Raw genomic sequence first — 22,043 nt, 5'->3', positions numbered from 1 at the left:
GGTAATCCGCGATGAACCATAAAAAAGCCGGCCCCAAGGGGCCGGCGGAGGGTGCACAGAGGTGATGCACAAAGGAAGGGTTATTGCTTAATGGGCTCACTGAGGTAGTTGAGGAAGGTGTCGCCGGCGGGGATGGCCAGGTGAATCTGGTCCTTCACCGTGATGATACCTGCCACGTTACCATTCAGTTGAACATCCACATTCAGCGCGTTCTGGCTGATTTGCTCGATCTGGAGGCGTCCGTCCTTGAGGAAAGTGACATCACCAGCCAATTGCAGGCTGAGTTGCTTGCTGTGCAGATCATGCCCCAGGTAATAAGTACCCAGCACCGGCACCGTCGCCGACGGCTTCAGATGAGGCGAGTCCATGTAAATGTCCAAATCGGTTAGGAAACGAGGGTTGCCTTCGCCACTTACGATCCATCCTTTCACTCTCCCATAATCCGGAGCAACGCAATCTCCGTTGGAAGCGTCACAGGTGTAGCGAATACGCATCATCTGGGTACCAGTGGGCACTGGCGGAATATTCGCCAAGCTACCCAACGTCGTCGGTTTTACGTATACCGTAACACTGGACGTAACTAGGCGAGTTGGGTTGATATAGACCAAAACCCCACCATCGTTACGCACTTCGGCAGGAATCACATCCTTTTCGCCACTTTCCGGTTCCGGCTTTGGGTAAGCCACTCCGACTTCCGCAGCAGACATATAACCCACGATCTCCACATCCAGATTACCTGTCAGGAAGAGATACTGGTCATCAGGGCAAGATTCGCCGACCTCACAACCGACGTTGGCGTCCGCAAGCAATGCTCCTGTCGTAGCTGGATCGCGGGGCAAAAGATTCGCGCTATTACGCAACGCCTCCTCGTCCTGTGAAGGCGGAACCTCACCTGGAGTGCTGTCGCCACCTTGGTCCCAAACAAAGTTCGCATTCACATCCGAAGTGGGCAGGTTACGCAGCGGCTGCAGGGTCGCGGTGGTGTTGGGCGCGCCACGGAAGAAGATTTCCAGGTTGGGGCCGCCGTCGGTGGCCGCCGGGGCGTCATCCGCGTTTTGCGCCAGCAGTTGTGTTTGCAGTGGCAGGCCACGGACGTCACATATCGCAACCCCTGGACAGCTGGCCGCGTCCACACTGCCTTCCTGGGAGGGCAGCGTATACCGGTACAGCACGCCCTCTTCCCAAGGCTGGTCGGGTTCGAAAACGATCTTGCGCCCCATATAGGTCAGCTTGCCCTCGACAACCTCCAAGGTGCTGCCAGCATCATCCACGCTTTCCACAATGAAATGGTCGCGAATGGACTGTTCATCCATTTCCTGAGAGAAGGTCACCGCGATGGGCCGATTAGCGGCCAGGGGCAATACCGGCAGGTGGTCGTCTTCGGGTTTATCCTCTCCGCCGCTGCCGTCCTGGCCACCGGCACAGCGGCCGGCGTCATTCGCGGCCAGGTTGCGGTCGGTGGTGACGCAGGGGAAACCCGGGTAGGCGGTCAGCACCACCGGGGATTGTTCCGGCACGGGAGGGGTCTCCGGATCGCCATCATCCAGCACATATTCCGGCAGCCGGAAATCCAGGGTTTGCGGCTGCGCCGGGTTGCCGGCCACGTCGGTGAGGCGATCGTCGAACAGCACCTGGTAATCGGTATTGTGCTGCAGTGGTGTTTCCGGACGGATCACGATGGAGGAACCGTCCACCACATAATCGAACTCCACCGGCGTATTCGCACCGAGCAATTGCAAGCTCACGTCCTTCTCAACGGACTGAGGATCCAGCGGATGATCAAATGTCAGGATCACCGGGTCACCGGGACGCTGCTTGTTGGTGTGGTCACCAGGCACCCAGGAGCTCAGCACCGGCCCGTCCATATCCGGCTCCGGTTCGCGCGGGATGGTCTGGTCGGAGTAGGACTCCATGTGGAAGCTGAGCACGCCGTAGGCGTTTTCCACACCCAGCACGCGCGGCTCCACCACGCCGATGGCATCGACTACCAGGCGGTCGCCCTCGACGATCGCCGTGCCCACCAATTCCACTTGCATCAGGTCCTGGTTGAAGGCGCCGTTGGCGCGGGAGTCGGCGGTATCGAACGCCACGTCCATGGTCAGCAACAGGCGCCGGGGCGCATTGGGGTCCGTGCTGTAAGGGGCGTTCATCAGGTAACCATTGGCGTCCGACAGGATGGTCACGGTGACGTCACCGGAATCAAAGCCGGCCGGCACCTGGCCGCCGATCAGCACATCCAGCGGTTCGCCGTCGAGCAGCGAGCCACGCGGCAGGCGCAGCGGCGTGGTATCCGGGAAGTTGGGGGCGAACGCCAGTTCGGCGAAAACATCGCCGGAGAGCATGGAAACGGTGGTGTCACCCAGCAGGTTTGACTTCACCGGCACACAGTTGATGCTCTCATTGTTGAGCGGTGATCGGGTAGTGCCCTTCGCCAGACAGCCGGCCGCGGGATCACCGGCCTGGGCGGCTTCCTGCACCATTACCGAACGGGGCTTGGTATCCAGCGGTGTGAAACTGCGGTTAATGGCGGTCAGTTGTTCACCGAACAGGCTTTGCACGCCGTCGGTCACTTCCAGGGTGACTTCCTCACCGGCTTTCAGGGCGTCCACGGTATTGCCGTCGGCGTCCTCGCTGTCGGTGGGGTCCACGGTCAGGAAGCGACCACTGGCCAGCACCGTGGCCGGTATCAGTTCGCCGCCCTGGGTCAAACGCACGGTCTCACCGTACTTCACCGTGGTCGGGTCGATGGGCTGCGACAGCGTCAGTTGCACCGAGGAGAAGTCCAGGAACGGCAGATCATCGCCATTGGGGATGATGCGGTCCAACTGGAAAGCCTCGGCGGTGCTGCGCTCTTGCCGGGCCCCTTCCAGCGCCGGCCGGGTGGAGAAGGCCAGTTGACCGCCGGGCAGCAGTTCCTTATCGCCCTCCTCGCCGATCCCGTTCAGGGTCAGGGTGTATTCACTGTTCACCGCCAGCGGCGCGGCCGGCGTCAGCACCACACTCTTGTCGCCGTTGACCTGTTCCAGAGTCAGCTCGACGGCGCCATCCGGGCCTTGCAGGGAGAACTGATCCGCGCTCAATTGCGGCACGGCTTCGGAAAACGCCAGTACCAGCGGCGCATTCGGGGACACACCGGCCTGGGCGTTATAGGGGTAGCTGTAATACAGCTCGATTTGTTCCCAGGGACTGAAGTCCACGGACTGACTGCTGCCGCCACCGCCGCCACAGGCGGTCAGCAACGCGGCGCCACACAGCGCCAACACGATACGCATGTTCATGGGGGGCCTCCGTTAGAACTTCAGGGTTACCGAACCGGCGAAGACGTGAACGTCACCTTCCGCTTCCACCCGCTCGTAGGATTGCGGGTAGCTGGGCGAATTGGTGGCGTACAGGTCGAAGTCCCGCGGCCGCAGCTTCTGATACTGGTAGGCCAGGTCGAAGCGCACCGGGAAGGCGAAGAAGTGGGGGTCATCGAACTGGGCGGTGAGCCCGAGCCCGACGATCAGCTTGTCGGCATCCAGGTAATTCACGTCCAGTGAGGCGTCGGAGTCCAGCGGCGATTTGCTGTAGGCGACCCCGCCGGTGAGGGTGTAGTTCGGCGATACCTTGAACTCGACGCCGATGCGCGGAATAACAATGTCCTTGAATTCGAGCACGCCAATGCCGTCCTCAACGGCCTGATCCTTGATGGTGTCGCCTTCGAATTCCTCTTCCAGATCGGACCAGCGCTGCAGTTCCACGCCAACGCCGACGCGGAAGCGTTCCTTACCGTAAAGCATGCCCAACGCAAAGATATCCGGCTGGTAGGAGTCCAGGGTGGTCACCGCCAGGGACAGGCCGGGTTCGCCGATGGTGCCGGGAATCACCGTGTTGGCATCAACGGTGGTCTTGGTATTGGAGTAGCCGCGATAGGACAACGCGGTTTCCAGGCCGTTGTACCAGCACCCGCCATCGGGGCAGAAGCTCTCGCCCCAATCCATGTTCATGCTGAGAATCGGACGGATCGAGGGTTTGGCGGAAACGTTCAGGGACTCATAGGTGGTCTCACCACCCAGGGTGGTGGTGGCGCGCAGTTCCGCGTCGGAATGCAGAGTCAGCCGGGCGGAGGCGCCGGCGTCCAGACCACGCCAGATCTGAGTGGCGCCGCCGAGCACCAGGAACAGCGGCTGGCGGCCATATTCGAAGTACTGCCCTTCGTTGGAGGTGGCGGACTCGAACGCCATCATCTCCTCACCGTATTTTTCCACGCCCAGCATCACACCCATGTAGATCGGGTGTTTGAAACGGGTCATGGAACTCAGATCGGTTTTCATCCCCACCAGAACGTGCTGGGACGGGGAATCCTGCAGCACATCCCCGTTGCGGATCGGCGGCGCGGCGCCACCCAGGCTGTTGGCGCGCAGTTCGTGCTCCGCGTGCAGCAAGCCGAAGGTCAACTCACCACGGGGATCCTTGGCGAGGTAAGCCGGGTTGTAGTAGACGGCGGAAACCTGGGTATTGAACAGGGAAAGCCCTTGAGCGGAAGCGATGTCGGACGGCAGCACGCCATAGGTCGTTCCGATGTTGCCCATGCTCGCCATGGCCTGGCCACTGAGCACGCCCATGGAAGCCAGCAGGGCAGCTCCCTGAAGCACCTTGTTCTTTTTCATGGGTACATCTCCATACAGCCGTTCGGGAAACGGCAAGACGCTTGTTATTCGAGGTAAAGGGATACCTGGAGGGGGTAACAATCTGCCAAGTATCGTCTACAGGATAACGAGCGAATGGAGCTCTGAGCGACCTTTAGTTTTCATTTGTTAACTGATCCTTCAATTTACTACTTTGGATCCGGTCATATAGGGCCATCTCATTATTTAGGATTAGAAAAAGCGGCAAAATTTCGGAAATTTTCGGGAACAGTGATGCATTTGTTACTCATTATTTTTATATGAAAATTTAAATAGTCATCATGTGTTCACCGAATTTTTCGGCTGTCCCAGCTATACATTTTGCGCACATTCGTTACCGGAAGTTACATGTTGGTTACTGGCAGTACAGGAGGAGGCTCCATGGTGTCTGCAACGCGAATGCGTCCCCGGCATTGCCATATTCGCTTGCAAGCAAGCTTCCCACAGCGGCGTCGTAGCAAAAACTGTGGGAGCTAGCTTGCTGGCGAATTACGGGCCGTCCGGCATTGGCACATTCGCTTGCAGGCAAACTCCTACAGCGGCTCCGTAGCAGAAACTGTGGGAGCTAGCTTGCTGGCGAATTACGGGCCGTCCGGCATTGGCACATTCGCTTGCAGGCAAACTCCTACAGCGGCTCCGTAGCAAAAACTCTGGGAGCTAGCTTGCTGGCGAATTACGGGCCGTCCGGCGTAGGGAAATTCGCTTGCAGGGCAAGCTCCCACAGCGGCTTCGTGGCAACCTGTGGATTGCGGTCAGAAATGGCGTAGCCGGCGGACCAGCAGATAGACCGGCAGCAGGCCTACCGCCACCAGGGCCAGGGACGGTAGAGCGGCGCGTTGCCACTCCCCTTCCGCGGTGAGTTCATAGATGCGCACGGCCAGGGTGTCCCAGCCGAAGGGACGAAGCAGAAGCGTAGCCGGCATTTCCTTCATGATGTCGATGCCCACCAGTAATAAAGCCGTGATCAGCCCCGGCGCCACCATCGGCAGCAACACCCGCCTTGCCGCTTCCAGAGGCTGGGCGCCGAGAGTCCGGGCAGCTTCCAGCAGAGCCGGGCGAACCCGCTCCAGGGCGCTTTCCACCGGGCCAAAGGCCACCGCCATGAAGCGGATCACATAGGCCAGGAACAGCGCCCCGAGACTGCCCACCAGCAGTTGCTTCCAACCGAACCACTGCCCCAACTGGCGGTCGATGGCGGCGAAGCCGATGACGATCCCCACCGCCAGCACCGAGCCGGGCAGCGCATACCCCATCGTCGCTGTGCGCACCAGCGCTCGCATCAACCGGTGTGGGCGCAGGCGCTGTAGCCAGGCCAGCACCGAAGCCAGGCCCACCACCAGCACGCCGGCGCTGATGCCCAGCGTCAGCGTGCGCAGCGCCAGGGACATAAACCGCGCATCCAGGCCGCGAGCCACGTCGTCCAGGGTCCAATACAGCAGACGTGCCGCCGGTAATACAAAGGCCAGCACCACCACCAGCCCGGCGTAGCAGGTCATCAGCCAGGCCCAGCGCGAACGCACCGCCACCATCGGCCGACCACCACGATCGCCATAGCGGGCACGCCCCCGGCCACGCCGTTCCAGCCACAGTGCCAACAATACGAACAGCAGCAGCAATGACGCCAGCTGAGCGGCGGCGGCCAGATTGAACAAGCCATACCAGCTCTTATAAATGGCGGTAGTGAAGGTATCGAAATTGAAGACGGAAACGGCGCCGAAGTCCGCCAGCGTTTCCATCAACGCCAGCGCCAGGCCGGCGGCAATGGCCGGGCGGGCCATCGGCAACGCCACCTGGAAGAACGCCGCCCAGGGACCACGGCCAAGCAGCCGGGCCTGTTCCATCACGGCACGCCCCTGAGTCAGAAATGCCAGCCGCGCCAGCATGTAAACATAGGGGTAGAACACCAGGGACAGGGTGGCGATCACCCAGAACGGATGGCGTGCGCTGAAGCCGGAAAACCCCGGCCACCACTGGCGCAACGCGGTTTGCACCGGGCCGGCGTAATCCAGCCCCTGCACCACGACGAAGGCCAGCACATAGGCCGGCATCGCCAGCGGCAGCAACAGAGCCCAATCGAGCACACGGCGGCCGGGAAAATCCTGCGTGGCCACCAGCCAGGCCAGGCTGACACCCAGCAGCAGCACACCGATGCCCACGCCGATCACCAACCAGGCGGTGTGCCCCAGCAAACGCCAGAGCACGGTGTCGACCAGATGGCGCCAGGTTTCCGATTCGTCGCCGCGCCAGGCGGACAACAGCACGGCAACCGGCAACAGCACCGCCAGGGCCAGCGCCCCGGCGATAATCAGATAGCGATCCGGACGGCGATCAGCGGTAACCGGCACGGTCCATCAGCTTCACGGCCTCCACCTGACGGCTGCCCGCCACGCTGACGTTGAGATCATCGGCCTTGAAATCGCCCCAGGCTTTGACCTGCTCCGCCGCTTCCACGCCGGAGCTGGCCGGGTACTCCAGGTTGCCGTCGGCAAGCAGCTTCTGGGCTTCCGGCTTGCTCATCCATTCCAGCAACGCCACGGCGGCTTCCCGGTTGGGTGCGTTCCTGGTGACGCCGCCGCCGGAAATGTTCACGTGGGTGCCGCTGCTGTCCTGGTTGGCCCAGAACAATTTCAGTGGCAGCTGCGGGTTGTCGCGCTGCAAACGGCCGAAGTAGTAGGTGTTGACGATGCCGACGTCGCACTGGCCGGCAATGATGGCTTCCATCACCGCGTTGTCGTTGGCAAACACGTCGGTGGCCAGATTATCAACCCAACCGCGCACCACACGCTCCGCCTCCTCTTCACCAAGCCGCTCGATCATGGTGGCGACCAGGGACTGGTTGTAGACCTTCTTGGAGGTGCGCAGACACAAACGGCCCTTCCATTGTTCATCGGCCAGCGCCTCATAGCTGGACAGTTCCGACGGCTGCACCCGTTCGGAGGAATAAACGATGGTGCGGGCACGCTGGGTCAGACCGAACCAGCGGCCCTGCCCGTCACGCAGGTGCTCCGGCACATTGCCTTCCAGTACGGTGGACTCCACCGGTTGCAACAGATCTTCCTCGGTTGCCTGCCACAGGTTGCCGGCGTCCACGGTGACCAGCAGATCCGCCGGGGACTGTTCTCCCTCGGCTTTGAGACGGGCCGCCAGAGCACCGGCGTTGTCGGTGATATAGCGAATGGAAACCCCGGTTTGCTCGGTGTAAGCGTCGAAGACCGGCTTGATCAGCTCGTCGTTACGGGAGGTATAGACCACCACCTCGTCTTTCGGCTCGGGTTGCTCGGAACAGGCGGCGACGAGAAGGGCGAGCGCAGGCAGGGCCAAACGGCGCAGGACAGTCATGGGGCATGGCTCCATAAACGAAAATGATTCGCGATTATCAAGGCTCCATAATCGATTGGCAAGGACGTGCCAATTGCGGCAAATCCCCGGCCCGGCCCAGGGCATGCTCAATGAACAGGCGCCGCGCCGGCGGCAACTTGTCCACCATGCCAAGGCCGGTATTGCGCAGCCAGCGCAGCGCCGGCTCCCGCCGTTCGAACAGCATTTTGAAGCCGCGCATGGCCTGCTGCATAAGCAGGTTGTCAGCGCGCCGGCGACGTTCGTAACGGGCCAGCGCGGCGGGATCGGCCAGCGGCAACCCGGCCTGATGAACCCGGGCCAGCTCTTCCGCCAAAACACCGACATCCAGGAAGCCCAGATTGATGCCCTGCCCGGCCAGCGGGTGGATCACATGGGCGGCGTCGCCGACCAGCGCCAGGCCCGGCGCCCGGTAGCTGCTGGCGTGCCGCTCCTGAATCGGAAACACTCGCCGCGGGCTCACCGGCCGGGCCGGGCCGAGCACTTCGGCGGTGGCCTGATTCAGGGCGCGGGCGAAGGCGTCATCGTCTTCCGTCAGGCGCTCTTCGATAAACCCGGGCCAGCCGGACCAGACAATGGAACAATGCCGGCCATCACCGGTTCCTTCTTCTGTATCGGCGGCGGTGTTGAACAACGGCAACAAAGCCAGAGGCCCCGATTCCAGGAACACCTGCCGGGCACAACCGCCATGCGGCCGCTCGGTTTCAATAGTGGCCACCAGGGCATGATGGCCGGTATCGCGAGGGCCGCCGGGAATGCCCGCCGCCTCGCGCACCAGCGAGCGGGCACCGTCGGCGCCCACCACCAGGTCGGCGCTGTAGTCCCCGTCTCCGGCACTCACCCGCCAGCCCTCAGGGGTACGCCGGACGGCGGCGACCTGCGCGCCGCATTGCCAATCCAGGCACTCACGGTCGGTACCGGCCCGATACAGAGCGGCGACGATATGATCGTTCTCCAGCAACCAGCCCAGCGCTTCCGCTCCGGCCTCGGTCACATCGAAATTCACTTCGCCGGTGCCATCGTGATCCCATACCTGCATGTGCCGATAAGGCTGCACCCGTTGCGGATTCAGGTATTGCCAGGCGCCGGTGTGCCTGAGCAGCCAATAACTGGCCTCGTTCAACGTGGAGACGCGCAGGGCCGGCGCGCCTTCAGGCCAGACCGGCTCGGCGGCACCGTCCAGCACTCGCACCGCCAGTCCCTGATCGGCCAGCAGCAGCGCCAGCAGGCCCCCGGCCATACCGCCGCCAACAATCAGAACGTCACTGTGAAGAGAGGGGGTCTTGGTCATTGCAGTCCCATGGCACGGCGGGCGAAGTCCCGGCGCGGGCCGGGCAGCAGATCCAGGGCCAGCAGCCCCAGTTGACGGCTGTGGGCGAACAACGGCTGGCGCACCCGGAACCATTCCGGCAGTTGGCGCGAAGCCCGGGTTACCCAGGCCTGATCGGCACGCCGCGCTTGCTGCCATTGCGACAAGTGCGCCAGTTCGCCCGGATGCGCGGCGCCGCCCACCGCTTCCGCCAGCGCCGCCAGATCGCGCACGCTCAGATTGAAGCCCTGGCCCGCCACCGGATGCAAAGTATGGGCGGCATTCCCCACCACCGCACCGAACGGCACCGCCTGGGCGCAGGCCTCGGTGAGCACCAACGGATAGCGGTGACGCTCGCCGATGGCGGTCAGCGCCGGCGGCGCCGCGCCCATGCGTTGATGCAAGGCATCCAGAGCCTGTTCGTCGTCCATGGCCATCCAGGCGTCCACTTGATCGCGGGGACCGGTCCACACCAGCGCCATGCGTTGATCCGGCAACGGCAGCAACGCCATCGGTCCGTCATCGAGAAAACGTTCGAAGGCCCTGCCCTGGTGAGGCTCCGCCACCGCCACGTTGGCGATCAGCGCGTCATGGCCAATGTCCTGTTGCCGGGCGGTGATGCCGAGCCAGTCCCGGGTGCGCGAGTTGGCACCGTCGGCGGCGATCAACAAAGGCGTGTGCCGCTCGCCGCCGTCGTTCAGCGTCATCACATAGCCGTCGGACACCCGGCGGGCAGCCTGGACACCATCCGGCGCCCGCACTTCGATGGCGTCATCCCGGTACAGCGCGTTCACCAGCAAATAGCCGAGCCAGCGGTTCTCCACCACCGCGCCCAGGCGCGGCAGGCGATGTTCCCCGGCGAGCATGCGGGTCAGACCGAGGCGCCCCTGACGGGAAACATGCACCTCGTTGATCGAGGCCGCCCGCTCCAGCAAGGGCGCCAGCAGCCCCAATTGTTCCAGCACCCGCAGGCTGCCGGCGGACAGCGCGGTACTGCGGGCATCGAAGCTGGGCGTTTCCGGTGGCGCCTCGGTGGGCAGCGGGTGACTTTCCACCAGCGTCACCGAAGGGCAGCCGTGATGGCGCAGCAGCAATGCCAGCAAGGCGCCAGCCATGCCGCCACCGACGATCAGCGGCCCGTCCGGGTTCATGCCCGTGCCTCTCGCATCAAAGCCTCGATGTCCTCGACGGCCTTCGGCACCTCGTGGGTCAGCACTTCGCAGCCGTCCGCGGTCACCAGAACATCGTCCTCGATGCGGATGCCAATGCCGCGCCAGCGCGCCTCCACGGTGTCGTCATCCGGCGCCACATAAAGCCCCGGCTCCACCGTGAGCACCATGCCCGGTTCCAGTTGCCGCCAGGCGCCGCCGATGCGGTAATCGCCGACATCATGCACATCAAGGCCGAGCCAGTGGCCGGTGCGGTGCATATAGAAACGGCGGTAGGCTTCGGTTTCCACCAGTTCCGCCGGATCCCCTTTCAGCAGGCCTAGTTCCACCAGCCCTTCGGTGAGCACCCGCACCGCTTCCTCATGGGGATAATTCCAGTGGTGGTCCGGGTGAGTGACCTCGATGGCCGCCAGTTGGGCTTTCAACACCACGTCGTACAGCGCCCGCTGCTCGGCGGAGAAAGTGCCGCTCACCGGGAAGGTGCGGGTGATATCGGAGGCGTAGCAGTCCAGCTCACAGCCGGCGTCCACCAAGACCAGATCGCCGTCCTTGAGTGGGTCGCTGTTTTCCACGTAATGGAGAATGCAGCCGTTGGCGCCGCCGCCGACGATACTCGGGTAGGCCGGGCTGCGGGCGCCGTGACGCATGAATTCGTGCAGGTATTCCGCTTCCAGCTGGTACTCATGCATCCCCGGCCGCACCGACTGCATGGCGCGCACATGGGCGCCGGCGGAAATGGAAGCGGCGCGGCGCATCATGGCCTGCTCTTCCTTGCTTTTGAACAGACGCATGTCGTGCAGCAGATGGGACAGCGCGACGAATTCCCCCGGCGGCTGCGCGCCGGTGCGCACACGCTCACGGATGGCGTTGACCCAGCTCATCAGTTGCCGGTCGAAATCGTCATCATGGCCGATGTCGTAATAGACCCGGTTACGGCCTTCGATCAGGCCCGGCAGGATGTCATCGATGTCATTGATCGGGAAGGCGTCGTCGGCCTGGTAGTTCGCCACCGCCCCTTCCGGGCCGGCGCGATAGCCGTTCCAGATTTCCATGGCGCGGTCGCGCTCGCGGCAGAACAGAACGAATTCGCCATGCTCGCGCCCCGGCAACAGCACCATCACCGCATCCGGCTCCGGGAAGCCGCTCAGATACCAAAAGTCGCTGTCCTGGCGATAGGGGTGTTCCACATCCCGGTTGCGGGTGCGCTCTGGCGCCGCCGGCAGAATGGCGATGCTGTTGGGTTCCATCTGTTCCATCAGCTCGCGCCGGCGGCGCTGGAATTCCTGCGCGGAAATAGACATGAACGCGGCCTCCTCATGAGCCTTTAAACGTGGTTACTTTCCTGGCACACCTTGCCTGGCACACCTTCAATAGCGTCACCCCGGACTCGATCCGGGGTCTCCCGCCGGCTCTCGTTGCCTCTGCTCAAGGCTATTATACCGATGGAAAGGCTATACCGGATGGAGAGAGATGCCGGATCAGGTCCGGCATGACGTCCTGTTTCGTGGCCGAATCTCAATGTTGCCGGGGTGAGGTTCCGGGTTTCGGCTCGGGCTGTCCTTTGCGTTCCGCCTTCATCACCAGTTCGGTGTAGATCATCAGCGCGGCCATGCGGCAATGCTCCGCCACCTGTTCAAACATATCCTCGCCTTCCGGATCATCGTCCTCCGGCGTCGCCACCTGGCTGATCGCCGCCAGATCGGACAGCGCTTCCTGGATGCCCATGGACAAGGCGCTGTCGCTGGTACCGGCGGCACCGGTGCCGAAGCCCACCAGGAAGCCTTCGCTCCATTGTCCCAGGGCCGCCACTCGCAGGCCCAGGTCTTCTTCATCTTCCGGCAGCAGCAGGGTGAGGTCGAGTCCGGTGTCGGCGAAGGCGGCCAACGCCTGGTCGCGACAACCCAGCAACAGAGCCGAGACGTCATTATCAAAGCCGGAAGGCAGCTCCACATGGGCGGCGAGCACGCCCAGCAGTTCATCGTCACGGCGACCGTGGCCGGTGACCAGCAGTCCGCAGATCACACCCTGCACTTCGCTGGGGGAGTGGGCGACACCGGCGCTGGCGAAGGCCCGCGCGCAGCTTTCGAAATCGTAGGTGTCAGACATGGGGTTCTTCACGTTACGGTTTATGAACAGGCGCTAAGCCTTGAATTCCATTGACCCTTTCCGGGGCCCTACCTATAGTACAAAAAGCCGTCATTCCCGGCGGCTGGCTCTCAATTCCGTCTACACGCGCGGCACGCGGCAGTGGGACACGGGGGCTTAACCTTAGGCGAACAGCGACCGATTTGCCATGACGACGGAACAACAACTGCGGCAACTGGAAGCCCAGGTGGACTCCCTGCTGCGTCAGTCCAACCGTTTGCGCGAAGAGAATCGCCTGCTGCGCGAGCGGGAACACCGTCTTCTCGATGAACGGGCCCGGCTCATCCGTAAAAACGACTTGGCCCGCTCCCGGGTGGAGGCGATCATAACGCGCCTGCAATCCCTGGAGCAGGAGGACTCATGAACGATAGCAGTTCGCTGGTGATTCACTTGCTGGGCAAGGAATACCGCGTGGCCTGCCCGGTCGGCGAGCAGGACAATCTGCTGCGCGCCGCCCGCTATCTCGACACCCAGATGCGTGAGGTAAAACAGGCCAATGTGATTGGTCTTGAACGCATCGCCATCATGGCGGCTTTGAATATCAGCCACGAGTTACTGGAAGCCCGCGCCAAAACGTCTTCCGATGAGACTGGCAGTGCCCGTATGCAGGCGCTGATCGATCGGCTGGAGGGAGAACTGCGCGCGCTTGAGGATCTCACCCCCCAGAACCGCTCTTCTGTCAAGCCCTGACCGGTTGCCCCCGCCCTGATATACTAAGCCCAAGTGTCCCCTGGTCCGTTCGCCAGCCGGGTTATGTCCCTGAGCCGATGTTGTACCAAAAGGGAACCAATATTGACCGGCCTGTGCGCATGTCCGCCATCGAGCGGAAAGCCTGATGGTCCGGTCTGCGGTTTCCGCCTTGAACCTGACGGTTCAAGGGCCACACCCGCAGCGGCGGCCCGGGGGGCACGCTTTCTCAAGAACAGTTAAGAGTTAATAGTGAACAGTGAATAGCAGGGTGCCGGTTAGAGAGGCATGCTGCTATTCGGATCGGCCTTCCTTCTATAGCTCCTCCTTTAATTCATGAATCCGTCCGAGCAAGTTGATCGCAAGCAGTTGCGCCGTGAGTTACGGGCGCGGCGGCGGGCTTTGGGTGCGGGTGAGCGGCGTCTGGCGGAGAGGCGGTTCGCGCGTAATTTGCGGCGGGAACTGGGACCGCGGCGGGCTCGCCATGTGGCGGTCTACCATGTCGCCGACGGCGAATTATCTCCGCTGCCGGGACTGGCGCAACGCCGCTTCCAGGGCACCCGCCTGTATCTGCCGGTGCTGGATCCGGTTTATCGCGGCCGCCTGCGCTTTCATCTCTGGCGCCGGGAAAAACGGCTGCGCGCCAACCGTTTCGGTATTGGCGAACCGCGGCGCGTGGAACGGGCACGGGCGGACTGGGCGCTGGATGTTCTGTTGATTCCGTTGGTGGGATTCGATGATCGCGGCCATCGCCTGGGCATGGGCGGCGGCTTTTATGATCGGACTTTGGCGAATTTCGCGCGACGGCCACGCCGCCCCCGGCTGGTGGGCGTCGCTTTTGAGTGTCAACGGCTGTCCAGGGTGCCGGAAGCCCCCTGGGATCAGCCGCTGGACCTTATCGTAACGGACTATTGTGACTGATCGGCCTTGATGCTGACGCCGGCGGACTGGGCGTAACGCTCCAGATCCGGCTGATTGCCACCGTGGGTGAGGGTGCTCACCAAAACGCCGGTGGCAAAAATGATCGCCAGGACAACCAGTGCATCTGGTCTTTTCTTCATTGTGTTTTCAATCCCCAAGAAAAAGTCATCACTCTCAAAAGGCTGTCCATGCCGAAGCATGGAATACTAATGCAAAATTTATGTAACAAAACGAGAACTGGATCGAAAAATGATCACTTGCCTCTTAAAAGTCAAGCGGTTACATCAACATGCTCACCTTTCTTAACAAAAGTACCGCTCAACTTTCACCTGGCGTGATCCGTGGTTTACGAGGTGTGTGATCGCTCACGTCCGGACTAGTTTAAAAACAGCCGGTACGCCGGATTGTCACTCTCTTCCACCATCGGATAGGGGACTTTCTTGAGGTCCTTGCGCAGGTTGCCCCTTTCTCCGAAGGGCACCTGGAAGCCCACCAGCACCCGTCCATAGGCGGCGCCGTGGTTTCTATAGTGGAACAGGCTGATATTCCACTTGTGGCCAAGCGACATGAGGAACTTCAGCAGCGCCCCGGGGCGCTCGGGAAATTCCACCCGGAACAGCATTTCGTCCAGGTCCTGGCGCGAGGTGTGCCCACCCACCATATGGCGGATGTGCAGCTTGGCCATCTCGTTGCCGGTCATGTCCACCACCGGGTAACCGGCGGCTCGCAGCTCTTCCAGCAACGGAGCAAGATCCGCGCCACCGGAGCTGGTCTGAATTCCGACAAAGATATTCGCTTCGTGTTCCCCGGCGTACCGGTAATTGAACTCGGTGATGGCGCGACGCCCCACCACCTGCAGGAAATTACGGTAGGCGCCCGGCTTCTCGGGAATGGTCACCGCCAGAATCGCCTCGCGCTGCTCGCCCAACTCCGCCCGTTCAGAAATATGCCGCAGGCGGTCAAAGTTGACGTTGGCACCACTCTGGATCGCCACCAACGTTTTGTTCTCCGCTTTGGTGCGCGCCACCCATTTTTTCAGGCCGGCCAGGGCCAGGGCGCCGGCGGGCTCGCACACGGTGCGGGTATCCTCGAAGGTGTCCTTGATGGCCGCGCAGATCTCGTCGGTGGTGGCGGTGATCACCTCATCCACCGTGTCCTTCAACACCCGGAAGGTTTCCTTGCCGATCTGCTTCACCGCCACGCCGTCGGCGAACAACCCCACTTCAGGCAGCGTTACCCGACGTTTGCGCTCCATGGCGGCTTTCAGGCAAGCGGCGTCTTCCGGCTCCACGGCGATGATCTTCACGTCCGGGCGCACGTATTTGACGTAGGCGGCGATACCCGCGGCCAGGCCGCCGCCGCCCACCGGGATAAAGATAGCGTCCAGATCCCGGCTCTGCTGGCGCAGGATTTCCATGCCCACGGTGCCCTGGCCGGCGATCACGTCCGGGTCGTCGTAGGGGTGGACGAAAGTCAGACCTTCCTTCTCTTCCAGCTTGCGGGCATGGGCCAGCGCCTCGTCGAAGCTGTCGCCCACCAGCACTGCCTTGCCACCGAGCTGGCGCACGGATTTGACCTTGATGTCCGGCGTGGTGCGCGGCATCACGATCACCGAGCGCACGTTCATGGAAGTGGCCGCCAGTGCCAGCCCCTGAGCATGGTTGCCGGCGGAGGCACAGATCACGCCCCGTTCACGCTGGGCTTCGGAGAGCTGGGCCACTTTGTTATAAGCGCCGCGCAGCTTGAACGAGAACACCGGTTGCAGATCCTCGCGCTTGAGCAGCACCCGGTTGCCAATTCGCCGGGAAATCAGCGGCGCGGCGTGGATGGGTGTCTCATGGGCCACGTCATAGACGCGGGATTGCAGGATCCGTTTGACGTACTTTTCAAGCATGAAGGTTCCGAAAATCAGCGCGAGACCGCCGGACGGCGGAAAGGGGCTAGTTTACGGTTTGAGCGGGGAAGTCGTCCACCGGCAAAGAGGTTCGCGGCCTTGCGCCGCGAACCTTCTCGTCTTCACTGACCTATTTGATCGAGCCGCTCTGGTAGCTCAGATTGATGCCGCCGGTGGGAATGGTCAGATTCACCTCGCCACCGGGCAAACCGGCCAGGGTGATTTCCAGATCCACATTCAGTGGTTCCAGATTTTCCAGTCCGATGAACAGGCGTCCATCGGGCAGGAAGTCCAGCGGACCTTCCAATTGCACGTTATCGATCGGCAGGCTTTTCACATTGTGCTGCAGACCCAGCGGCAGGCTCAGCTCCGGCGCGTCAAACAGCAGATCGAAGGTGATCCGGAACACTGGCCCATCCGGGGTTGTGATGATGTGCCCCACTGGCGGCGTGGTGCGATTGCCGTCGGCATCCTCGTTGTAGCGCACCCGCATGATGTTCGGGCCGGTGTGGGTGTCGATCGGCACCAGCCCCAGGTTACCCACCTGGCCGAGCACGGCCTCTTCCAGACCCAGGACATTGAGGACGTCCCCCAGTGTTTGCACCAGCCCGCCAAGCAGGCCGCCAACAATCGGCAGGTCCGTCAGCGAGTTGTCACCGTCGGAGGTGTCCAGATCCAACCCGATCACCGCGGTGGCATCCAGGTTGCTCAGCGCCACGGTGGTCGGATAAATCACCACCGGGACACCGCCCGCCTCGGCATCGTAATTGAGAATCTCCGTATTCAGATCACCGGTGAGATAGAGAATCCGCTCGCTGTCGCAATCGATCTGATTTTCCTCGGTATAGGGCGGCGTGCCCTCGAATCCGCAACCAGTGTTGGCGGTGCTGACCAGACCGCCGCCGCCATCGCCGTTGGGACGGATCAGGGTGGCGTTGGCCGGCGTCGCCGGGTCCGGAGTTCCCTCCGGCACCCTCGGCTCGCCTTCGTCAACGGCAAAGTTACTGTTGGCGTCGACACTCGGCAGGTTGCTCAATTCCTGGAACACCGTGGTCACGGCGCCGGCACCGCGGAACAGAATGTCCATGTCGGGACCACCGGACTTGGCGTCACTGCCTTCCAGCAAGGCGGTCTGCAGAGGGAACCCGTCGCTGGAGCACAGCACGTCACCGCTGCAGCCAGCGCTTTGCGAAGCCAGGGTATAGCGGTACAAGGCGCCCTCTTCCCAGGGCAGCTCCGGCACGAAGGTCAGAGCGCGAGTCTCCACCTGCAGTTCGCCGTCCACCACGCTCTGGCAGGTGCCATCCTCGCCTACCCGCTCGACACGGAACGCGCCCTGACCGCAGGCGGTGCCCAGGGTCAGGCTGTCGGCATCCATGTTCTGGGAAAAGCGCACCCGGATCGGCCGGTTCGACGGCATGCCAACGATCGGCAGCTCGTCCACTTCCACCTGCTCGGATTCAGAGCTCGATGACAGGCACACGCCCTGCACGCCGGCGGCGATATCGGATGCCGTGGCGGGGCTGCTGGCGCAGGGGAAGCCCGGGTAGACCACCATGGCGAACGGGGCGCGGCGCACATCCTCGCCACCCTGTTCCACCACGTATTCCGGCATGGTGAATCCAATGGTGTTGAGGCCGGTCAGCGGATCCAGCACCTGCAGCCCGTTGCCGGCCAGATCGGTCAAGCCGTTGGTGACGCTGACTTCATAAGGGATGCCGAAGGCCAGCGGCGATGCCGGCTGGAGCACCAGAGCATTGCCGTCCAGGCTCCAGGAGAACGACTCCGCCGCGCCGCCCTTGGTCAACCGGACAGTCTCGCCGGGTCGAACGCTGAGCGGGTCCAGCGCCTCACTGAACAGCAGGGTGATCGGTTCACCGGGCACGGCGCGGTCGGCCACGTCTCCCGGCGTCCAGGACAGCCGCTGCTCACCATTGTCGTCCATTACCAGCAAGGTGGGCGGCACCGTGTCCGCCGGCTGGGGTGGCGCATTTTCCTGGTCGCGATAGGACTCCATATGGAAGCTCAGCACACCATGACTGTTCTCCACGCCAAGCACCCGGGGCTCCACCACGGTAAGCGCATCAGTAACCAGTTTGCCGTCCTCGACGATCGCCTTGCCCACCAATTCCACGTGCATCAGGTTCTGCGTGAAAGCGCCGTTGGCCCGGGCATCCTGGGTGTTGGCGGCGAGATCCATGAACAGACGCACGTTCTTGGCGGCGTCGGGGGAATCGGAGTTGGGGTTGGGAAACAAGTAACCGGTGGCGTCCGACATCACTTGAATGGTCACCGCGCCGGAATCGAAGCCCACCGGCACTTCCCCGCCGATCAACACATCCAGCGGTTCGCCCACCAGGATGCCACCCCGTTTGATGCGCAGCGGCGTCACGTCCGGAAAGTTCGGCGGGAACGCCAGCTCGGCGTAGATATCTCCGGACTGCTTGGACGCGGTGCCATTGGCCAGCAGGGTACTGATCAGCGGCACGCAGTTGATCGGATCGCCGGTCAACTCGGAGGTTTGCAGATCGCCCCCCTCAAGACAGCCAAGGGTGTCGTGAGTGGCCGGTGCCTCGGTCACCAGCACTTCCCGTTCACCGGTGCTGGACTTGGTATCCAGGGGCGTCACGGTGCGCTCGAACGGCGCCAGCGTCTCTCCGAAGGCACTGGTGAGCCCGCTCACCGTCAGCACGTATTGCTGTCCCGGGGTCATGTCCTCCAGCGGGTCCACGGTGAGTGTGTCGCGACCGCTCAGGACCAGAGCCGGCACCAGTTCACCACCCTGCGTCAGGCTGACGGTGTCCCCATACGCCACGGAAGACGAGTCCAGCGGCTGGGAGGTGCGCAGCCGGAAGGTGGAGAAATCCACGGTGGGAAACTGATCGTCGTCCGGGAAAATTTCGCTGATCTCGAAGGTGTCCGAAGCACGTTGTTGCGACAACGGCCCTTCCAGGGCGGGACGGGTGGAGAAGTTCAATTCACCGTCACGGAAATTGACCACCCGGCCATCCGGGGCCAGGTCGATGATGGCGACCTTGTAATCACTGATCGGCGCCAGCGGCGCGGTCGGCTGCAACACCACGTTGCGGCCGTCGTTCATGACCTTCATTGCAAAAGGCACCGCCGCGCCATCGGGGCCGGTGAAGCGGAAGTTTTCCTCGGTGACCTCCAGGGGATCGCTGAACTCCAGCACCACCGGAGCGGACGGCGCCACATAGGCCTGCCCGTCGAAAGGATAGTTGAAATACAGCTCCTTGGGATTGTACTGGGGCCCGTCGAAACTCGGATTGCTGCTACCGCCGCCCCCGCAACCGGCCAGGATACCGGCGCAGGCGGCAATGATCAGTTTACTTCGCATGACACCACTCCTCAGAACTTCAGGGTGACGGAACCGCTGAATACGTGGACTTCGCCGCCGGTTTCGATGGTTTCGTAGGGATTCACCGGAGCCCGGTCGCTGGTCAGATCAAACTTGCGCTCGTCGATGTCGTGGAACTGGTAACCGAAATCCAGCCGCATCGGGTACGCCAGGATCGGGGGTCGCTCGATGGTCCAGGAGCCGCCGACGCCGTAGATGGTCTTGTCCGCGTCCAGGTAATTGACGTCCAGGCTGCGGTCGCTTTCCAAGGGCGATTCCCGGAACGCCACGCCAGCGGTCAGGCTCACGTTCTTGAGCGCGCTCCACTCAACCCCGACCCGGGGCACGGTGATGTCCTTGAAGTGAATGTCCGCCTGGTCCTTGACGGTGTCGTCCTCCAGCACCTCCATCAGGTCCGACCAGTTCTGCCGTTCCACCGTCACCCCGGCACGCAGCCGGTCGTTGAAACGGTATTGCACTCCGGCGCTGTAAATATCCGGTTGGTAGGAATCCACGGTATCGATCAACAGCGCGATACCTGGAGACGGTACGGTACCGGGAATGGTGATACGCGAATCCACCGAAGTACGCGCCTCGGTATGGCCCCGAAAAGCGAACGCGGTTTCCAGGCCATCGGTGATGCAGTCGCCCTTGCCGCAGATCAGCTTGCCCCAGTCCAGGGTGACGCCGAGCACCGGCCGGATCACCGGTTTGGCGTTGACCTCGAGCGTTTCATACTGGGTTTCACCGGCCAGATTGGAGCTGGCCACCAGCTTCGCGTCGGAACGCAGGGAGACGTGCGCGGAGGCCCCGACGGCAATCCCGTGCAGCAACTCCGTACCACCGCCGATATTCAGAAACAACGGTTGACGACCGTACTCCATGTACTGCCCGCCCATGGACGTGGTGGAATTAAAGGAGAGCATTTCTTTCCCGTATTTTTCCACGCCGGCGATGATGGCGAAGTAAATCGGATGTTCGAACTTGGTGATACTGGACAGATCGGTTTTCAGCGCGATCAATTGCTGTTGGCTGCGGCTGTCATCGAGCAGGTTACCGTCACGTGTGGCCGGAGCGGCGCCCCCCAGACTCCTGCCGTCGAGTTCCTGCTCGGCGTGCAGGAAGCCGATGGTCAGCTCACCACGGGGGTCCTTGATCAGATAGGACGGGTTGTAATACAGCGACGACGCCTGCGGATTGAACATGGAAAGGGCCTGAGCGGATGCCACATCACCGGGAAAAAGGCCATAGCTGCTGGCGGTGTTACCCATGGCGGCGAAGGCCGGGGGAGCAATCGAAGCGGCGACCGAAAGGGACAGGGCCGCGATGCCACCGCGACGCAGGGGGGAAAGTCCGAACATACACTGCCTCCGGTACGGATCATTGTTGTTGTGTAGTCCAGGCAGTAAAACAAATGTGCACAGACATTGGCGTATGAAAAAAGGTGGAAAACCGTACTCAGGGATGGCGGATGGTTAGCAGCTGTAACAGACCGTGTCGCTCTGTGACGGGGGTCGGAAGAAAGAATTGAGGCAGCCTGATTGCCGTTTTCAGGCGCAATGGTGAGGGCGGGATTAAAACGATTACGGGCATCACGGCCATGGACCGCGATGCCCCGTTTTCAAATCAAATCGAAATCACCTCATCGCCACGGCCGACCAGCACCAGATCGGCGGGGCGGCGGGCGAACAGGCCGTTGGTGACGACCCCGGTAATATTGTTGATTTTCTCTTCCAGCTCGATGGGGTTGAGAATATCCAGATTGCGTACATCGAGAATCAGATTGCCGTTATCCGTGACAAAACCCTCCCGGTACTGGGGCTGCCCGCCGAGCGCGGCGAGCCGGCGCGCCACGTAGGAACGGGCCATGGGGATCACTTCCACCGGCAGCGGGAAGTCGCCCAGGCGTTTGACCTGCTTGGAGCCGTCAACAATACAAATGAACCGCTCGGCCACCGCCGCCACGATTTTCTCCCGGGTCAGGGCGCCACCGCCGCCCTTGATCATCTCCCGATGGTCGTTGACCTCGTCGGCGCCGTCCACGTACAGCGGCAGACTGTCCACCTGATTCAGCTCCAACACCTCGATACCGTGTCCACGCAACCGCTCGGCGGTGGCTTCGGAGCTGGCCACGGCGCCGGCCAGGCGGCCCTTCATGGTCGCCAGGGCATCAATAAAATAGTTTGCCGTGGAGCCAGTACCCACGCCGATGACCTCACCTTCGGGCACATGACGCAAGGCGGCCTCCGCCACCTTCTGCTTCAACGCATTCTGATCCATTTCCCACCTCAAACCGATTAGTTCCACGACGATCGCCCAGTTTAACCTGAATATTACGCCAATACGTCACGCAATTCGCTGCCAAGGCAGCTTCCCGCAGCCGCGGCTCCACCAGCCGCGATATTCTTTTTTACTAATGTATGACTTGAATTTTTGTACAGTTCGCGCATCTTGAACATATCACCGTGTCGCCGGTACGGACCGCCCCATGCCGGCCTCCGCGGTGAACTAAAACAATGAATCCAAAAAAGCGCTA

16 protein-coding genes and 1 other RNA gene are annotated in these 22,043 nt (G+C 62.2%); 4 read left to right on the top strand and 13 right to left on the bottom strand.

Annotation, left to right across the window (positions count from 1 at the left end; genetic code table 11):
- Positions 1 to 80: 80 nt before the first annotated feature.
- From MA04_RS07780 to MA04_RS07745, 8 genes are all read right to left on the bottom strand, one after another.
- Positions 81 to 3,278: an Ig-like domain-containing protein gene (locus tag MA04_RS07780; protein ID WP_262460017.1), complete on the bottom strand. Its 3,198-nt coding sequence runs from the start codon at positions 3,276 to 3,278 to the stop codon at positions 81 to 83.
- Positions 3,279 to 3,290: 12 nt separating this feature from the next.
- Positions 3,291 to 4,649 carry an OmpP1/FadL family transporter gene (locus MA04_RS07775; protein WP_262460016.1) on the bottom strand — a complete coding sequence of 453 codons (1,359 nt, stop codon included), beginning with the start codon at positions 4,647 to 4,649 and terminating at the stop codon, positions 3,291 to 3,293.
- A 770-nt stretch (positions 4,650 to 5,419) separates the two neighbouring features.
- Positions 5,420 to 7,012 carry an ABC transporter permease gene (locus MA04_RS07770; protein ID WP_262460015.1) on the bottom strand — a complete coding sequence of 531 codons (1,593 nt, stop codon included), beginning with the start codon at positions 7,010 to 7,012 and terminating at the stop codon, positions 5,420 to 5,422.
- A complete protein-coding gene (locus MA04_RS07765) occupies positions 6,996 to 8,006 on the bottom strand; it encodes a Fe(3+) ABC transporter substrate-binding protein (RefSeq protein ID WP_262460014.1) in 1,011 nt (336 codons plus the stop codon). Before MA04_RS07765 ends, MA04_RS07770 begins: the two co-directional genes overlap by 17 nt.
- 37 nt (positions 8,007 to 8,043) lie before the next feature.
- Positions 8,044 to 9,315 (bottom strand): FAD-dependent monooxygenase, encoded by a 1,272-nt coding sequence (locus tag MA04_RS07760; RefSeq protein ID WP_262460013.1) that lies wholly within the window; start codon positions 9,313 to 9,315, stop codon positions 8,044 to 8,046.
- The gene (locus MA04_RS07755) at positions 9,312 to 10,484 is read right to left on the bottom strand and encodes an FAD-dependent monooxygenase (RefSeq protein ID WP_262460012.1); all 1,173 of its coding nucleotides are present in this window, start codon (positions 10,482 to 10,484) and stop codon (positions 9,312 to 9,314) included. The genes MA04_RS07760 and MA04_RS07755 overlap by 4 nt, the downstream gene beginning before the upstream one ends.
- The gene (pepP, locus tag MA04_RS07750) at positions 10,481 to 11,803 is read right to left on the bottom strand and encodes a Xaa-Pro aminopeptidase (protein ID WP_262460011.1); all 1,323 of its coding nucleotides are present in this window, start codon (positions 11,801 to 11,803) and stop codon (positions 10,481 to 10,483) included. The genes MA04_RS07755 and pepP overlap by 4 nt, the downstream gene beginning before the upstream one ends.
- A 214-nt stretch (positions 11,804 to 12,017) precedes the next feature.
- Positions 12,018 to 12,608 carry a UPF0149 family protein gene (locus MA04_RS07745; protein ID WP_262460010.1) on the bottom strand — a complete coding sequence of 197 codons (591 nt, stop codon included), beginning with the start codon at positions 12,606 to 12,608 and terminating at the stop codon, positions 12,018 to 12,020.
- A gap of 187 nt (positions 12,609 to 12,795) precedes the next feature.
- Between MA04_RS07745 and MA04_RS07740 the strand changes: the two genes are divergently transcribed.
- The 4 genes from MA04_RS07740 to MA04_RS07725 all read left to right on the top strand — a co-directional run bounded on the left by MA04_RS07740 (position 12,796) and on the right by MA04_RS07725 (position 14,255).
- Positions 12,796 to 13,011, top strand: coding sequence for a TIGR02449 family protein (locus tag MA04_RS07740; RefSeq protein ID WP_014992651.1), 216 nt, complete (start codon positions 12,796 to 12,798; stop codon positions 13,009 to 13,011).
- The gene (locus tag MA04_RS07735) at positions 13,008 to 13,337 is read left to right on the top strand and encodes a cell division protein ZapA (protein WP_262460009.1); all 330 of its coding nucleotides are present in this window, start codon (positions 13,008 to 13,010) and stop codon (positions 13,335 to 13,337) included. The genes MA04_RS07740 and MA04_RS07735 overlap by 4 nt, the downstream gene beginning before the upstream one ends.
- A 34-nt stretch (positions 13,338 to 13,371) precedes the next feature.
- Positions 13,372 to 13,557, top strand: a non-coding RNA gene (gene ssrS / locus MA04_RS07730) — 6S RNA.
- Positions 13,558 to 13,670: 113 nt separating this feature from the next.
- Positions 13,671 to 14,255, top strand: coding sequence for a 5-formyltetrahydrofolate cyclo-ligase (locus MA04_RS07725; protein ID WP_262460008.1), 585 nt, complete (start codon positions 13,671 to 13,673; stop codon positions 14,253 to 14,255).
- Here MA04_RS07725 and MA04_RS07720 read toward each other — a convergent pair.
- From MA04_RS07720 to rpiA, 5 genes are all read right to left on the bottom strand, one after another.
- Positions 14,243 to 14,395, bottom strand: coding sequence for a hypothetical protein (locus tag MA04_RS07720; RefSeq protein WP_262460007.1), 153 nt, complete (start codon positions 14,393 to 14,395; stop codon positions 14,243 to 14,245). The genes MA04_RS07725 and MA04_RS07720 overlap by 13 nt on opposite strands.
- A 236-nt stretch (positions 14,396 to 14,631) precedes the next feature.
- Positions 14,632 to 16,149 carry a threonine ammonia-lyase, biosynthetic gene (gene ilvA / locus MA04_RS07715; protein ID WP_080530219.1) on the bottom strand — a complete coding sequence of 506 codons (1,518 nt, stop codon included), beginning with the start codon at positions 16,147 to 16,149 and terminating at the stop codon, positions 14,632 to 14,634.
- A 130-nt stretch (positions 16,150 to 16,279) separates the two neighbouring features.
- Entirely contained in the window at positions 16,280 to 19,507 is a 3,228-nt protein-coding gene (locus MA04_RS07710; RefSeq protein WP_262460006.1) for an Ig-like domain-containing protein, read from the bottom strand.
- Between the two features lie 11 nt (positions 19,508 to 19,518).
- Positions 19,519 to 20,868: an outer membrane protein transport protein gene (locus tag MA04_RS07705; protein WP_163127572.1), complete on the bottom strand. Its 1,350-nt coding sequence runs from the start codon at positions 20,866 to 20,868 to the stop codon at positions 19,519 to 19,521.
- Between the two features lie 265 nt (positions 20,869 to 21,133).
- Positions 21,134 to 21,787: a ribose-5-phosphate isomerase RpiA gene (gene rpiA, locus MA04_RS07700; RefSeq protein ID WP_063140176.1), complete on the bottom strand. Its 654-nt coding sequence runs from the start codon at positions 21,785 to 21,787 to the stop codon at positions 21,134 to 21,136.
- Positions 21,788 to 22,043: the final 256 nt, after the last annotated feature.

The organism is Alloalcanivorax balearicus MACL04 (assembly GCF_025532145.1).
Classification (GTDB): Bacteria; Pseudomonadota; Gammaproteobacteria; order Pseudomonadales; family Alcanivoracaceae; genus Alloalcanivorax; species Alloalcanivorax balearicus.
This window is presented reverse-complemented; position numbering and strand designations above follow the sequence as displayed.

What these genes read in the sequence shown, in the direction of transcription:
- MA04_RS07780 (WP_262460017.1), bottom strand. Translation starts at nt 3,278, where the DNA reads ATGAACATGCGTATCGTGTTGGCGCTGTGTGGCGCCGCGTTGCTGACC.
- MA04_RS07775 (WP_262460016.1), bottom strand. Translation starts at nt 4,649, where the DNA reads ATGAAAAAGAACAAGGTGCTTCAGGGAGCTGCCCTGCTGGCTTCCATG.
- MA04_RS07765 (WP_262460014.1), bottom strand. Translation starts at nt 8,006, where the DNA reads ATGACTGTCCTGCGCCGTTTGGCCCTGCCTGCGCTCGCCCTTCTCGTC.
- MA04_RS07760 (WP_262460013.1), bottom strand. Translation starts at nt 9,315, where the DNA reads ATGACCAAGACCCCCTCTCTTCACAGTGACGTTCTGATTGTTGGCGGC.
- MA04_RS07755 (WP_262460012.1), bottom strand. Translation starts at nt 10,484, where the DNA reads ATGAACCCGGACGGGCCGCTGATCGTCGGTGGCGGCATGGCTGGCGCC.
- pepP (WP_262460011.1), bottom strand. Translation starts at nt 11,803, where the DNA reads ATGTCTATTTCCGCGCAGGAATTCCAGCGCCGCCGGCGCGAGCTGATG.
- MA04_RS07745 (WP_262460010.1), bottom strand. Translation starts at nt 12,608, where the DNA reads ATGTCTGACACCTACGATTTCGAAAGCTGCGCGCGGGCCTTCGCCAGC.
- MA04_RS07740 (WP_014992651.1), top strand. Translation starts at nt 12,796, where the DNA reads ATGACGACGGAACAACAACTGCGGCAACTGGAAGCCCAGGTGGACTCC.
- MA04_RS07735 (WP_262460009.1), top strand. Translation starts at nt 13,008, where the DNA reads ATGAACGATAGCAGTTCGCTGGTGATTCACTTGCTGGGCAAGGAATAC.
- MA04_RS07725 (WP_262460008.1), top strand. Translation starts at nt 13,671, where the DNA reads ATGAATCCGTCCGAGCAAGTTGATCGCAAGCAGTTGCGCCGTGAGTTA.
- MA04_RS07720 (WP_262460007.1), bottom strand. Translation starts at nt 14,395, where the DNA reads ATGAAGAAAAGACCAGATGCACTGGTTGTCCTGGCGATCATTTTTGCC.
- ilvA (WP_080530219.1), bottom strand. Translation starts at nt 16,149, where the DNA reads ATGCTTGAAAAGTACGTCAAACGGATCCTGCAATCCCGCGTCTATGAC.
- MA04_RS07710 (WP_262460006.1), bottom strand. Translation starts at nt 19,507, where the DNA reads ATGCGAAGTAAACTGATCATTGCCGCCTGCGCCGGTATCCTGGCCGGT.
- MA04_RS07705 (WP_163127572.1), bottom strand. Translation starts at nt 20,868, where the DNA reads ATGTTCGGACTTTCCCCCCTGCGTCGCGGTGGCATCGCGGCCCTGTCC.
- rpiA (WP_063140176.1), bottom strand. Translation starts at nt 21,787, where the DNA reads ATGGATCAGAATGCGTTGAAGCAGAAGGTGGCGGAGGCCGCCTTGCGT.